Here is a 15,570-nt window from a genome sequence, read left to right as displayed (position 1 = left end):
CCGTATTCGGCTTAATTACTTATAAAAGGGGTATGATGGAATCATGAAAAGGACGCATCATTGCGGTCAATTAACGACCGCCAACATTGGAGATACCGTAACATTAAACGGCTGGGTGCAGACTCGCCGCGACTTGGGAGGCGTGCTCTTCATCGATCTTCGCGACCGCAGCGGAATTATGCAGGTTGTATTCAATCCGGATTTTTCAGGCGATGCCTTGGCAATTGCAGATAAAGTTCGTTCGGAGTACGTAATAGCGGTGTCCGGTAAAGTGGTCAAGCGGGATGCTGAAACGATTAATCCTAACCTTCCTACAGGTGAAATTGAGGTTCAGGTTACAGAAATCGAAGTATTAAACACAGCTAAGACTCCTCCGTTCTTCATTGAAGATGGAGTGGAAGTGGACGAGCAGCTTCGTCTGAAGTACCGTTACCTTGACTTGCGTCGTCCGGAAATGCAGCAGACGCTTATGCTTCGCTCCAAAGCTTCTAAAGTGTTCCGTGACTTCTTGGACGGAGAAGGCTTTGTAGATGTTGAAACACCGATCCTGACCAAGAGCTCTCCGGAAGGTGCGCGTGATTATCTGGTACCAAGCCGGGTTCATCCAGGCGAATTCTTCGCATTGCCGCAATCTCCACAGCTTTACAAGCAGCTGTTAATGGTCAGTGGGGTTGAGCGTTATTACCAGATTGCTCGCTGCTTCCGTGACGAGGACCTTCGTGCAGACCGTCAACCTGAATTCACTCAGGTCGATATTGAGACTTCATTTATGGACCGCGACGACCTGCTGGGCATGATGGAGAAGCTGATGGTTCGCTTGTTTAAAGAAACGATTGGTGTTGAATTGGCGACTCCATTCCAGCGGATCAGCTATGCGGATGCAATGGGCAAATACGGTTCCGATAAGCCGGACCTTCGTTTTGGCCTTGAACTGATCGAAATGAACGATATTGTGGCTTCGAGTGGTGTTAAAGTGTTCGCTTCTGTCATCGAAAAAGGCGGCGAAGTGAAATGTCTGAACGCTAAAGGCTGCGGTACCTGGACGCGTAAAGAGATCGATGATCTTGGACCATACGCTGCCCGTTACGGAGCGAAAGGACTCGCTTGGATTCAGGTGAAAGAGGGAGAGTTCAAGGGACCTATCGTGAAATTCTTTACCGAGCAGGAAATTGAAGCGATTAGAGAACGCACTGGTGCAGAAGACGGCGACTTGCTGTTATTCTCAGCGGATACCAAAAAAGTTGTAGCTGATGTGCTTGGCGCACTTCGTCTCAAGATCGGCCGTCAGCTGGGCTTGATCAATGATAATGAATTCAAGTTCGCTTGGGTACTGGACTTCCCGCTCTTAAGCTATGATGAAGAGCAGAAGCGCTATGTGGCAGAGCATCATCCGTTCACTCGTCCGAACGACGATGATCTTGAACTGCTTGATACAGATCCTCTTGCTGTACGAGCGCAGGCTTATGACATTGTATTGAACGGTTATGAAGTGGGCGGCGGCTCAATGCGTATATACAAACGTGATATTCAGGAAAAAATGTTCGCTGCGCTGGGCTTATCTCCAGAGACAGCTAACGAGAAGTTCGGCTACTTGCTGGATGCGTTCGAATACGGTACTCCACCGCATGGCGGAATCGCCTTCGGTCTGGACCGACTGGTTATGCTGCTTGCAGGACGCAACAACCTGCGTGAGACGATTGCATTCCCGAAAACAGCAAGCGCAACAGATCTTCTTATGGATTCACCTTCAATGGTGGATGGAGGACAGCTTGAACAGCTTCATATCAAGCTTGCCAAAAAACCAGGTGACGACAAGAAGTAGTAAATTTCAGATGAATGGGGGAAACGGCTGTTTTTCAGCCGTTTCTTGCCTGTTAGGAGGTATTTAAGATGCTGCATCAGTTTTCCCGTACGGAGCTGGCGATCGGACCTGAGGGGCTGGGTGTGATGAAAAACAGCACGGTAGCTGTGCTTGGAATCGGCGGCGTAGGATCTATGGCGGTGGAAGCTCTTGCCCGTACAGGAGTTGGCCGAATTATATTAATCGATAAAGACGTTGTGGATATCACAAACATTAATCGTCAGATTCATGCTTTGACGACTACCATTGGTCAGAAGAAGGCAGATCTGATGGTGGAGCGTGTAAAGCTGATTAATCCCGAATGCGAAGCCATCGCACTTAATATGTTCTACACCGATGAGACGTATGAAGAATTGTTCAAATATGATCTGGACTATGTGCTTGATGCTTCCGATACGATCATATACAAGGTTCATCTGATCAAGGAGTGCCTGAAACGCGGGATTCCGATGATCTCCAGCATGGGTGCCGCGAATAAGATGGACCCGTCCAAGTTTCAGGTGGCAGATATTTCGAAAACATCGATGGACCCAATCGCACGTGTGATTCGCACAAAGCTGCGCAAGGAAGGGATCAAGAAAGGGGTTAAAGTTGTCTTCTCTACAGAAGAACCGATGAAACCCCGTCAGGATGTAACGGACAAAATCGTGCCTGAGAACGCACCGGAGATTCGAAAGGCGAAACAGCCGCCAGCAAGTAATGCTTTTGTACCACCGGTTGCCGGCTTGATTATGGTCAGTGTTGCAGTGAAAGAATTGCTTGAAAGAGCGGGCATTTCTTTATAAACGGTAAATTAATTTATTCCTGCAGAAAGCGATCTTAGTTTCAGGGGCATGTCCTGGATCATTCGGTGTTGCAGAGAATGATGCAGAGTTCGTATGAAGACGAGCTCTGCGTTTTTTTTGTATTTCTTTTTCTATTGCCTGTAAGCGGGATTCGTTGTCGACTGGGGATATATTATTGCTAACTTAAGAGGATCCAGTTCACCAAAATTAAGTATATATTAAGTATATACATTGAAAGTGATTAGGTATATTTGATATAATTAATAACTAAATCCAATATCGTTCCAGATTGGAAGTGACAGCAACTATGCAATCCAAAAGCAAGCCGCTTTATCTCGTCATCATGGAGGATTTAAAAGCCCGGATATTAAGCGGAGAATACAAAGCGGACGAGCAGCTGCCTACGGAGGTGGAACTGGCCGAGCAGTCGGGCGTCAGCCGGATCACGTCCAAGCGGGCGTTGATTGAGCTGGAGCGCGAAGGCCTCATTTACCGCAGGCGAGGTAGCGGCAGCTTTGTGAAAAAGCAGGACAGCCCGGGGACAATATCCGAGGGCGGCTTTGGCGCAATGAATTCAAGCCCGAACCCGATCATCTCGATGATCCTCCCGTATCTGGCTACCCATGAGGCTGATTTTATCCAGGGGGCTTCGAATTATCTGGATTCCAAAGGCTATTATTTGAGCATACACAGCAGTAACTGGGATAAGACCAAGGAAAAAGAGCTGCTCCTCCGGATCCCGAAATACGGATCCAGCGGTATCATCCTTTATCCCATGAGTACAACGATCAACATCGATGTACTTCACGCATTGTATTGGAACAACTATCCGGTCGTGCTGATAGACCAATATGTGGAGAGTCTTCCCTTGACAAGTGTTGTTTCGGACAATCAGGCAGGCGGGTATTTGGCAGCGAGTAAACTGATTGAAATGGGACATGAGCGGATCGCGTTTGTATCAAGTATCAGCATTGAATATCGCAGTTCCGTTCGGGACCGTTATCAGGGGTACTGCATGGCACTTCGTGAAAACCAGATACCTATTGATCCTGAATTGGTGATCACGGATTTCTACAGGGAAGCAGATGAAAGTAATCAGGCGGAGTTTTATAAGGATCTCGTATCACGCATTTCAGAGCTCGGCGTTACTGCCATTCAGGTGGAGCATGACCATCTGGCGGTTGACCTGCTGCGGGGAGCGCGGGAGCTTGGCATTTCTGTGCCGGAGGAACTGTCGATTGTCGGTTTTGACGACCATATCATTTCCCGTCTGGTGGAAGTGCCGATTACGACAGTGTCTCAGAATTACAGTGAAATTGGAAAACGCGCTGCAGAACAAATTGTCCGCCAAATCGAAAAGGGCCGGGGAAAGCCGGAACTGGAGTTTGTCCCTGTACGTCTGGTTGAGCGGGAATCTACAGCTTCTTTTGTACAAAGCAAATAGGCCGAATCAAGGAACCGACCATAGGGTCGGTTTTTTTGTGGAAATACAGCAATTCATTCTCTTTGTACCGCATAACCTATATATCTTTTATACCAAAACATATAGTTATTTAATATTTTATGATAATAGGGTATATCTATTATTTACAAAAGGCGCCTTCAGAATTATAATAACGTCAGAAAGCGGTGTTAAAAGATATATCTAATACATAAGACATCTGAGTATGATACCGCTAGGCAAGAATGGAGTGTCGGCGTGAACCACATACCTGTGGCGCCGTGATTTCAAGTTCCTTTTGTAAGCGCATTCTTTCCGATATGGAGTCAAAGGAGGGATCAGCTGAACGCAAATCTGCACGTCCGCTGGAGTATGAAGGTTGAAAAGCAATGGTCTTTCACTAATTAATTCCTGAGGGAAGATGGGGGTTTAAACATGAAAAAGCTAAGAGTCATTTCTATGCTGCTGATCGTTTTTCTGTTGGCATTTACCGTAGTTGGATGCTCCGGAACGAAATCACCGGAAAGCGCCAGCGACAAACCCGAGACCGCACAACCTGCGCCGAATACGGAGAAGGAACCTGAAAAAACCGAACCGCCGGCTGCTGAAGAACCAAAGTATGATCTTAAGGGCGAGACGGTTCGGATCGGAGTCTGGTACGATGACGCAGATCCAAGACAGTTGGCTGAGAAGGGACCTGCCGACGAGATGCAGATCAAGCTGATCGAAGAGGCGGAGAAAAAATACAACGCCAAGATTGAATTCGTGAAGTTTGGTGATTACGGCAAATATGTTGAGAACTTTACGACAACCTCGCTTTCCGGCGAGCCGTTTGCGGATATTGTCCTTCTAGAGCTGTTCTGGGCATTCCCGCAGCTGGTGAACAAGGATTTTATCCAGCCTGTGGATGACTTCCTGGATCTGAATGATCCGAAATATAACGGATGGATGAAGAACGGAGGCAGCTTTAACGGTAAACAGTACGGTATGTACGATGGTTCTCCTTCTCCTTACGGCTTCTTCTATAACAAGACGCTTGTACAGAAGCTAGGTCTTGAAGATCCATACGAGCTTCAGGAAAAGGGAGAGTGGACTTGGGATAAGCTGCGCGATTTCGCTAAAAAAGCAACCAAGGACACGAATGGCGACGGCAAAACCGACGTATTTGGTATCGCTGGGGGTTATGGCACCCTCAACTTCCTGACAGAGCAGTTCGTATACACCAACAAGGGATCTGTGGACAAGGACGAAAACGGCCAGATTAAATTCTCGCTGGATAGCGAAAATGCGATTGAGGCGCTTCAGTTCGTCTCGGATCTCTACAATAAGGATAAATCTATTATGCAGCCGGTTCCGGAGGATGCGAGCAAGGAATTTATCGCAGGCAAGGGTGTATTGTACGGCGGCTTCAGCTGGGAGCTGGGCGGCCTGTTGGAAAATATGAAGAACCAGGAGCTCGGCTACGTGTTCTTCCCGAAAGGTCCTAAAGCCGACAAGTATGTATCCTACACACCGTTCGGCAACATGTTCATGGTGGCGAAGTATTCCAAGAATGCCGAAGCTGCGGTAAAGATTTATGACGAGATCAGTTTGCATGAAGAAGGCCGTAAGCTTTCCAAACAAGCCTGGGAATCTTCCTATCCGAACAAGGAATCGCTGAATACCCGGGCTCAAATGGCGGACAGCATCGATTATATTTCGTACTACGCTATTCCGGATGGCGAGAAGCTCTTTGCGGGCGTAGTCGAGGAAATTACCAAAGGTAAGGGTTCTCCTGCAACAGCGGTTGAGAAGGTGAAGCCGCAGTTCGAAGCCGGCATTAACAAGATGCTGAGTGATAGCAAATAAACTTGGCTGATAAATAAATAGCTGAATAGTAACGCTGGAAGGTACCCTTCATTCGCCCCTGGCGGATGAGGGGTACTGCTCAAAAGAGAGGTGGACCCATGCAGAAAGCGATCAAGAAAGCAGCTTTAGCCGCCCTGCTGTTAGTTCTGGCCGCAGCATTCATCATTTTTATCGGAAAAGAGGACACCCGCGAGGCTGAAAGCGCCGGGATGAATACCGCATCTCTGGACCTGTCCGGACTGAAAAAAACAGTGAAGGAAGGCAGCTACGACGAGTATTTATTGGATCTGAATACGGCAGATTCCTCATCGGTCCGGCCCATTGTCATTGAAGGGGAAGATTATACTGCACTGGACGGCATGAAAGCGGAAATTCTGTCGGACTACAAGGGCAGCCAGGGCAAGTCGGTGCTGACGGAGGATACCGGTTCCATCACATGGAAATTCAATGTCCCGGAGACGGGCATGTATGAGCTCCGTATTCGCATGTACAGCGAGAAGGGCAAGGACTCTGACATCGAACGGGAACTGCTGATTGACGGAGAAGTGCCTTTCAACGAAGCGAGAAGCTTTGTTTTCCACCGGATCTGGAAGGACGAAAAGCATGAATTTGACCGCGATGGCCGTGGTAACGATCTGGCGCCGAATCAAATTGAGGAGCATCTGTGGCGCGAGGAGGCGTTCACTGATGCGGGGGGCTTTTACGAGGAACCCTTCAAGTTTCATCTGACCCGCGGAATGCACAGCATCACCCTGAACTCGGTCAAGGAACCACTGCTCATCGACAAGCTGATTCTGTCGCCGCAGGAGGATATCCCTTCCTATGCGGAGATGGAGGAGTCCTACAGCAAGGACGGGCTCAAGCCGGCCGATGACATTATGATTAAGCTGCAGGCTGAGAAGCCACTGTATAAATCCACACCAAGCCTGTTTCCGTACAATGACCGATCCGACCCTGCAGTAGAGCCGTACCATGTATCCAAGCTGCGAAACAACGCGATGGGAGGCTGGGCCTGGAGGCTTCCTGGACAATGGATCGAGTGGGAATTCGAGGTTCCGAAGGACGGTTTATATCAGATTGCGATCAAGAACAGGCAGAATTATTTGCGGAGCATGTCCGCATTGAGGCAGATGTATATTGACGGTAAAATCCCGTTCCAGGAACTACAGGCCGTCCCGTTTCCTTATAGCACAGACTGGCAGATGAAGGTGGTGGGAGAGAGCAGCGACAAGCCGTATCTCTTTCATCTGACGAAAGGCAAGCATACGGTCCGGATGGAAGTGACTTTGGGAGATATGGCGCCAATTCTTCGAGCTATGGAATCCCATATTCTTGAACTAAACTCCATGTACCGCAAAATCATCAGCTACACCGGCACCGTTCCCGACCCGTTCCGTGACTACAATCTGGAACAGCGGATTCCGGAGATGACGAAAACGTTCCGGGAGAACAGCGAGCATCTGTATCGCATCGCTTCAATTCTTGAGGGCTCCTCTGGATCGAAGGATGACCGGACGGCCATTATCAATACGGTTGCTTACCAGTTGAAGGACATGGCTGACAATCCCGAAACCGTGCCATCAAGGATTGAGGCCTACAAGGGCAATGTTGGTGCCCTGAGCTCCTGGATGCTGACGGTCAACGAGCAGCCGCTCGGTCTGGACTATCTCATTGTCAGCTCGCCCGGCGCGAAGCTGCCTGAGCCGATGTCGGATGGATGGGACAGGACGGTCAGCAACGTGGAAGCGTTTGCGGCATCTTTTTATGAAAATTATGATGATTTCTCGGGCGGCGGGGAAGGCAACCGAAGCGTTACGGTATGGGTAACCTCGGCACGCGACCAGGCCCAAATTATTAAAAAGCTGGTGGATGACCGCTTCACACCGGAAACCGGTATTGGGGTCAATCTCAAGCTGGTTGCCGCGGATGTGCTTCTGCCTTCAACGGTGGCTGGTAAGGGACCGGATGTGGCCATTCAGATCGGAAGCGACCTCCCGGTCAACTATGCCATGCGGAACGCGCTTCAGGAATTATCATCTTTTCCGGATTATCAAGATGTGAGGCAGCAGTTTAACGAGAGCGCGCTGGTGCCCTTCCAATATAACGGAAAAACATATGCTCTCCCGGAAACTCAAACATTTCCGATGCTCTTTTACCGGAAGGATATTATCGAGGATGAGCTGAAGCTCAAAGTGCCGCAGACGTGGGATGATGTCTATGAAATCCTGCCGGTGCTGCAGAAGAATAATCTCCAGTTCGGCATGCCGCAAAAGCCGCTGGACGCGCAGGGCAATGAGGTGTTGAACACGAACATTGCCACGCTGCCGATCAGCCCTTCGTTCACGATGCTGCTGTATCAGCAAAACGGGAAAATTTACAAGGATGGCGGGCTTTCCACCGATCTGGAGTCGGAAGTTGCGATGAAGCAGTTCAAGCAGTGGACCGACCTGTTCGTCAATTATAAAATCCCGATCGTCGCAGATTTTGCGAACCGATTCCGAACAGGCGAAATGCCGATCGGCATTGTCGATTATACGATGTACAACAAGCTGAATGCTTTTGCACCGGAAATCAAGGGCTTGTGGGCTTTTGCTCCGGTTCCAGGCACACCAGGGGAGGATGGCATCCTTCACCGTGAGGTCGGCTCAAGCGGATCAGGTGCAGTCATGTTCGAGCATACCGAGGATAAGGATGCTGCCTGGCAGTTCCTGAAATGGTGGACCAGTAAGGATACGCAATCATCCTTCGGGCGGCAGATGGAAATCCGGCTGGGAACCTCTGCGAGATATCCGACCGCCAACAAGGAGGCACTCGCCAATCTGCCATGGCCGACACAGGACTACCGGATGCTGGAGGAACAGATGGGATGGACTCGCGGAGTACCTGAGGTGCCTGGGGGCTATTTGACTGGGCGGCATATCGACAACGCCTTCCGCAGAGTGGTCGTTCAAGGGGATGACCCAAGGGAGACGCTGGAGAATTATGTGCGCGTTATGAATGAAGAAATTACGCTGAAACGCAAAGAATTTCATCTTCCCTATGAGAAATGAGGGATCTGTCCATGAAACCGCAAATCACTGAGCAGCCGTCAGCGGCTGCGGTCACGGGGACACCCGTGCGAAGCAGAAAAGGTCCCGTCATACGAGCCAAATTGTCGCGCTCATGGGGCCTGATGAAGCAGAACAAGCATGCCTATGTGCTGATGGCGCCCTATTTCATCCTGTTTATCACATTTACTGTAGTGCCCGTACTGCTGTCACTCGTGCTAAGCTTTACGAATTTTAATCTGCTGGAGCCGCCAAAATGGATCGGCTGGCAGAACTATGCAAGGTTGTTTGTGCAGGATGATGTATTCCTGATCGCATTAAAGAACACGATTCTGTTCGCCGCGATTACCGGTCCGATCAGCTATGTTGCTTGTTTCCTGTTCGCATGGCTGATCAACGAGCTGCCGCCGAAGCTGCGAGCCATGTTGACGCTCGTGCTGTATGCGCCGTCCATTGCCGGCAACACCTATCTGATCTGGAATCTGCTGTTTGCGAGCGACTCTTATGGCTTTGCCAACTCGTTTCTGATCAATTGGGGCTTCATTATGGAACCGATCCAGTGGATGCAGGATCCGAAATATGTCCTGATGATTCTCATTCTGGTTCAGCTCTGGCTCAGTTTAGGCACCTCGTTCCTCGCCTTTATCGCCGGGCTTCAGAATGTGGATCGGACGATGTACGAGGCAGGAGCCATTGACGGTATCCGCAACCGCTGGCAGGAGCTCTGGTTCATCACTCTGCCGGCTATGCGTCCGCAGCTGATGTTCGGCGCGGTCATTCAGATCGCTTCCGCATTTTCGGTGGCAGAAATCTCGATTTATCTGATCGGCTTCCCGAGTGTGGATTATGCAGCACATACGATCGTGACACATCTGGTGGATTACGGAACGATCCGTTTTGAAATGGGGTATGCTTCGGCTATCGCCACCGTCCTGTTCTCGATTATGCTCGGAACGAATTTGATTACACAGAAGCTGCTCGGGAAAGTGGGTGAGTGACGATGAAACTCGTAATGAAATTGCCGAAAAGGCTGAACCGTTCCTGGGGTGTGGATATCCTGCTGTTCATCCTGCTTGGCGGGGTTGCCGTCTTTATGTCCCTGCCTCTCGTCTTTACAATTAGCAATGCGTTCAAGCCGCTGGATGAGATATTCACCTTTCCGCCGAAGTTTTTCGTCCGGAACCCGACAATGAAGAACTTTACGGATCTGGTCGGCATCTTTACCGACTCATGGGTGCCTTTCAGCCGCTATGTGTTCAATACCTTCTTTATCGCAATCGTCGGAACGACCGGCCATGTGTTGCTTGCTTCGATGGCGGCTTATCCGCTTGCCAAGATTAATTTTCCGGGCCGGAAAATTCTATTCAGCATCGTCGTGCTGTCGCTGATGTTTACAGCCTATGTTACACAGGTGCCGAACTACATGATCATTTCGTACCTCGGTCTCATCAACACCTATTGGGCGATTCTCCTGCCGGCTTTCAGCATGACGCTCGGACTGTACCTGATGAAGCAGTTTATGGAGCAGATTCCTGATTCGCTGCTGGAAGCTGGGAAAATCGATGGGGCGAGTGAATACCGGATCTACTGGCAAATCGTCATGCCGATCGTAAGGCCGGCGTGGCTGACGCTCATCATCTTTTCGCTTCAAAACCTGTGGACCAACGGCTCTGTAACCAGCCATAAATACATCTACAGCGAGCAGTTAAAAACGGTCGATTACGTTTTTGGCCAAATCGCAAGCGGCGGTATCGTGCGAACCGGTCCCGTAGCAGCTGTCACCTTCCTGATGATGCTGGTACCGATCACGGTATTTATCATCACCCAGAGCAGCATTATCCAGACCATGTCTACATCTGGACTGAAGGAATAACAGGGGGGCCTACGGATGAAAAGAACAGTCACTGCTTTTCTCATGCTGCTGCTTCTGGCTGCTGTCGTGGCACCGCCGCAGGCGGCAGCGGACGAATCATATAATTACTCCTTTTGGGGAGATCCGGTGCCTGCACCGAACCCTTATGCGCTGGATCGGGTCATTTACGGAGACGAGTGGAACCTCGGTCCTTTGTCCTCTCCGCAGGATCTGCATGCCGGCGATGATGGCCGCCTCTATATGGCGGATACGGGAAATAACCGTATTATCGTTCTGAACCGTGAGCTTAAAGTTGAGCTGACGGTCAGCGAGTTTGACAACAATGGCAAGGAAGATAGTTTAAATCAGCCGGAGGGTGTGTTTTTCGCCAGGGACGGACATATCTATGTTGCGGACTCCGGAAACAAGAGGATTGTCGTGCTGGACACAGCCGGGAAGCTTGCCCGCATAATCAGCCAACCGGAATCGACGCTGCTCCGAAAAGGTTTTCAGTACGTTCCGATCAAGGTTGTTGTCGATAAGGCCGATCGGGTGTATGTGATCAGCCGCGGCTCCTATGAAGGTATTATGGAGTTTGATTCCGGTGGTTCTTTCACCGGCTTTATCGGGACGAACCGCGTCAAATTTCGGCCGATCGATCTGTTCTGGAAACGGATCTCAACGAAAGCCCAGCGTCAGCAGATGATGCAGTTCATTCCGCTGGAATTTAATAACCTGGATCTTGATGGGGACGGGTTTATCTATACGTCAACCTCGGAGGAAGAATCGGATAAGCCGCTGAAGAGGCTGAATCCGTCAGGCGTCGATATTCTTCGAACCAGAGGCTACTTCCCGGCAAAAGGGGATACAGGTAACCTCGAGGTGGGCAATCCGCCTGGCAGCTCTATTTTTGTGGACATAATTGCCGACAAGGCGGGGATGTTCAGCGCGCTGGATTCCAAGCGGGGCCGTATCTTTACATACGATAAAGACGGTAATCTGCTGTACACCTTCGGCGGGCTCGGCAGCCAGCAGGGCAATTTCCGCACGCCGTCAGCGATCGAGGTGCTTGATGACCGGATGTTCATACTGGACCGGGATAATAACCGGCTTTCAGTGTTTGAACCAACACGGTACGGAAGCCTGATCCGCCAAGCGGTTATAGCGCTTGAAGAGGGAAAGAGCGAAGAAGCTGCCAACTCCTGGAGGAAGGTGCTTCAGCTGAACTCCAATCTGGATGTCGCCTATATCGGAATCGGCAAGTCGCTCCTCAAGGAGGACAACAACCGTGAGGCGATGGACTATTTCAAGCTTGGTAACAGCCGGGAATATTATTCCGAAGCGTTCAAGCGGTTCCGCAAGGACTTCGTGATGGAACATTTCGGTACCATTGTGCTTGGTATCATCCTGCTAATCGGAGCAATTTTGGTAACCGTTAAGCTGAGCCGCAGACAAAAAAACGGCCAGTTTTATCAGGAGTTCGGCATTATCCGCAATCCGTTCTATACGATGATCCATCCGTTCAACGGATTCTGGGAAATGAAATACGAGAAGAAGGGCCGTGTCAAAATCGCCCTCGGCATTTTGCTCCTGCTCGTCATTGGGACCATTGTCAAAAGGCAGTATAACGGGTTTGTGATCAATTTTAATAATCCCGATCAGCTGAATACCCTGAACGAGCTTCAGTTCATCGTGCTCCCGTTCGTTCTCTGGTGTGTAGCGAACTGGTCGCTTACTACGCTGATGGATGGAGAGGGTAAATTCAAGGAAATTGTCATGGCGACGGCTTACGCTCTGCTGCCGCTCGTCCTGGTTTATTATCCGCAGGTGCTGTACAGCAATGTGATTACGGCAGATGAAGGCTCGTTCTATTATCTGCTGGAGACGATTGCAATGATATGGGCACTGTGGCTGCTGTTTACCGGAACGATGACGGTTCACCAATATACGCCGGGAAAAACAGTAGTCACGATGCTGCTAACGCTGGTTATGATGGGAATCATCATTTTCCTCGGTGTGCTGTTCTTCAGTATGCTGCAGCAGATGATCGCCTTCGTACAGTCGATCTACAGGGAAATTTCGTTCAGATTATAGCCGCCAACAAGGAGGGATAAGGCATGAGAGGGAAATCACGCAAGGCTGCCGGCCTTCTGTGTCTGCTGCTTACCATCACAGTGGTGGTAGCGGGACTAGGCGGCATCGGGGCGGATTCCGGAAATGCTGCGCTGCAGGAAGGTGTGAAGCCGACAGCCGGGAAAGCGGAACCACGCACGTCTGCTGTTGGAGTATCGACCAGTGCAAAGACTAGTGCAGCGGCGGAGAAGGAGAACAGGATAGTGTCTCCTAATACGCCAGCCGAGCTGCAGGCGCTGGAAACGATGGAGCAGGTGGCAGATAACGAAACGCTTCAGCTGTATATGAACCGTCAGACCGCCGAAATCGCTGTAAAGGACACAAGAGATGGCTATGTCTGGTTTTCGAACCCGGTTGGAAGGGACGAGGATCCGCTAGCGTCGCCGATGTATAAATCCGAGCTTTCTGCGCAAGTTCTGATCCAGTATTACAACGAGAAAGGCCAAATCAACACATTCAACAGCTATGATGACAGCGTCGCGAAGGAACAGTTCGAGATGACGGCGGAGAATGGGAAGGTGAGGGCCGTTTACCGGATCGGCAACGTTGCGAAAAGCTTCGCCAACATTCCGAAGGTGATCGGAAAAGAACGGTTTGAGAACGAAATTCTCGCCAAGATTCAGGACGAGGAAGTCCGGGATGGCGTAGCCTACAAATACCGTCTAATAGAAGAAAGACAGGTGTATGAGGTCCGAAAGCTCCAGGATTATGTCGCCGAGGAGCTGTCGCAAATTCTGGAGCAGGCAGGTTATACGGCTGATGACGCTGCAGCTGACCATAAAGAGAACGGCGTGGCCGGTGAAACGGCCGAGGAAAGCGCTGAATTCACCGTGGTTCTGGAGTACTCGCTCGACGGGGAAAATCTTGTTGTGACTGTTCCCGGCAGGGAATTGACGTATAACAAAGCCTATCCGCTGGCTTCGCTTCAGGTGCTAAAGTTCTTCGGAGCGGCAGGCACGAATGACAAAGGCTATATTTTGGTTCCGGACGGTTCTGGCGCACTCATCCGCCTCAACAGCGGCAAGCCGGGTGCTGAGCCATACAGGCTTCCTGTATACGGCAGGGACGGAACATTCATGGTGAAGGAGCAGATTCAGCAGAACCAGATCACCCGTCTGCCGGTATTCGGCATGAAACGTAATGACCATGCTTTTATCGGGATGATTGAGGAAGGCGATGCAGCCGCTTCGGTTACGGCGGATGTCAGCGGCCGAAATGATTCCTACAACACGGTCAGCAGCCAGTTTCAAGTGACGGCAATGGATATGTATACGCTGACGTCAGGTACAAAGAGCAGCTCGGTTCCGATGTTTCAGCAGCGGATCTATGACGGAAACCTGCAGCTCCGCTTCGGTTTTCTGTCCGGTCAGGAAGCTAGCTATACAGGAATGGCGGAGCATTACCGCAATTATCTGATCGGCATGTACGGACTCACACCGCTTCAGCCGCAGGAGCATTCGCCGTTTATTCTTGAGCTGGCAGGTGCCTTCCGCAAAAACCAGTCCTTCCTGGGCATACCGTACAAATCGACGGAGCCGCTGACAACCTTCAATCAAGCGGTGGAACTGATGGAGAAGCTGAAGCAGGCGGGAGTCGGAAATATCAACCTCCGATTGGTCGGCTGGTTTAATGATGGTATCAACCATTCCTCACCGAATGACATTTCGGTTGAAAGCGTGCTTGGCGGCAAAAAAGATCTGGGAGAGCTGGCGTCATATGCCGAAAAGAACGGCATTGGCTTGTTTCCGGATGCGGCGTTTTTAAGAAAATATAAGGGAGACGGGGGGGCGGCTACGCTTCTCGACCGCAAGAAGGCGAAGAAGTATGCCTACAATCCTGTCACTTATAATCAGGATTTGACGCGATTCTCCCATTATGTGCTCTCGCCCTCCAGGCTTTCCTCCCAAGTGGATGGTTTCCTGAAAGATTACACCAAGCTGCAGATGAATGGCTTAGCACTGCGTGATATGGGGGATGAGGTAAACTCTGACTTTAATCCGGACCGCATGATCACTCGCCCGGAATCGCAGCAAATCATCGTAGAACAGCTGGAGAAGCTTCGGCAGTCAGCCGGTAACATCATGGTAAGCGGCGGCAATGCGTACAGTCTGCCATATGCCGATGTGGTGGTGAACGCGCCGACCCGGAGCAGCCGGTTGAATCTGACAGATGAGGATGTACCGTTTTATCAGATTGTCCTGCATGGCTATATCGATCTTGCAGGCGCGCCGTTTAATATGGACGAGGACCAGAATCCGCGCCTGTCCATGCTGAAGGCACTTGAAACCGGGTCGAACCTGTATTATGAGTGGTTTTACAGTCCGGCCTCCGTGGTGAAAGATACGGAATTCAATGTCTTATACGCCGCAAGTTATAAGGATTGGCTGGATGAGGCGACGGAATTGTATAAGGAAGCGGATGAAGTTCTGAGTAAGGTCCGGACGCAGACGATTACAGATCATGAGAATTTGCAGGAAGGGGTCGTCCGCACCACCTTCAGCGGTGGGATGTCCATTCTGATCAATTACAATCCGTACGAAATTGTTGTAGATGGCAAAACGCTGGCTTCACTCAGCTGGCAGGCAGAAGAAGGCGGTGAGTAG

9 protein-coding genes are annotated in these 15,570 nt (G+C 50.4%); all 9 read left to right on the top strand.

What is annotated here, in order from left to right; genetic code table 11:
- Window positions 1–43 precede the first annotated feature (43 nt).
- On the top strand, window positions 44–1,822 hold the full coding sequence (aspS, locus tag BN1234_RS18505; RefSeq protein ID WP_054958127.1) for an aspartate--tRNA ligase: 1,779 nt from the start codon (window positions 44–46) through the stop codon (window positions 1,820–1,822).
- A gap of 68 nt (window positions 1,823–1,890) precedes the next feature.
- Window positions 1,891–2,646, top strand: a complete 756-nt coding sequence (locus BN1234_RS18500) for a tRNA threonylcarbamoyladenosine dehydratase (protein ID WP_054958126.1) — start codon at window positions 1,891–1,893, stop codon at window positions 2,644–2,646.
- A gap of 307 nt (window positions 2,647–2,953) precedes the next feature.
- Window positions 2,954–4,090: a GntR family transcriptional regulator gene (locus tag BN1234_RS18495; protein ID WP_054958125.1), complete on the top strand. Its 1,137-nt coding sequence runs from the start codon at window positions 2,954–2,956 to the stop codon at window positions 4,088–4,090.
- Between the two features lie 432 nt (window positions 4,091–4,522).
- Entirely contained in the window at window positions 4,523–5,935 is a 1,413-nt protein-coding gene (locus tag BN1234_RS18490) for an ABC transporter substrate-binding protein (protein WP_054958124.1), read from the top strand.
- Between the two features lie 98 nt (window positions 5,936–6,033).
- Window positions 6,034–8,985 carry an extracellular solute-binding protein gene (locus BN1234_RS18485; protein ID WP_054958123.1) on the top strand — a complete coding sequence of 984 codons (2,952 nt, stop codon included), beginning with the start codon at window positions 6,034–6,036 and terminating at the stop codon, window positions 8,983–8,985.
- A 122-nt stretch (window positions 8,986–9,107) separates the two neighbouring features.
- Window positions 9,108–9,980, top strand: a complete 873-nt coding sequence (locus tag BN1234_RS18480) for a carbohydrate ABC transporter permease (RefSeq protein WP_245640222.1) — start codon at window positions 9,108–9,110, stop codon at window positions 9,978–9,980.
- Between the two features lie 2 nt (window positions 9,981–9,982).
- Complete coding sequence (locus BN1234_RS18475) at window positions 9,983–10,855, top strand: carbohydrate ABC transporter permease (RefSeq protein ID WP_054958122.1); 873 nt, start codon at window positions 9,983–9,985, stop codon at window positions 10,853–10,855.
- Window positions 10,856–10,870: 15 nt separating this feature from the next.
- Entirely contained in the window at window positions 10,871–12,928 is a 2,058-nt protein-coding gene (locus BN1234_RS18470; protein WP_054958121.1) for a YIP1 family protein, read from the top strand.
- 23 nt (window positions 12,929–12,951) lie between these two features.
- Window positions 12,952–15,570 carry a DUF5696 domain-containing protein gene (locus BN1234_RS18465; protein WP_054958120.1) on the top strand — a complete coding sequence of 873 codons (2,619 nt, stop codon included), beginning with the start codon at window positions 12,952–12,954 and terminating at the stop codon, window positions 15,568–15,570.

Origin of the sequence: Paenibacillus dakarensis (assembly GCF_001373415.1) — a bacterium.
Lineage (GTDB): Bacteria > Bacillota > Bacilli > Paenibacillales > Paenibacillaceae > Paenibacillus_AQ > Paenibacillus_AQ dakarensis.
This window is presented reverse-complemented; position numbering and strand designations above follow the sequence as displayed.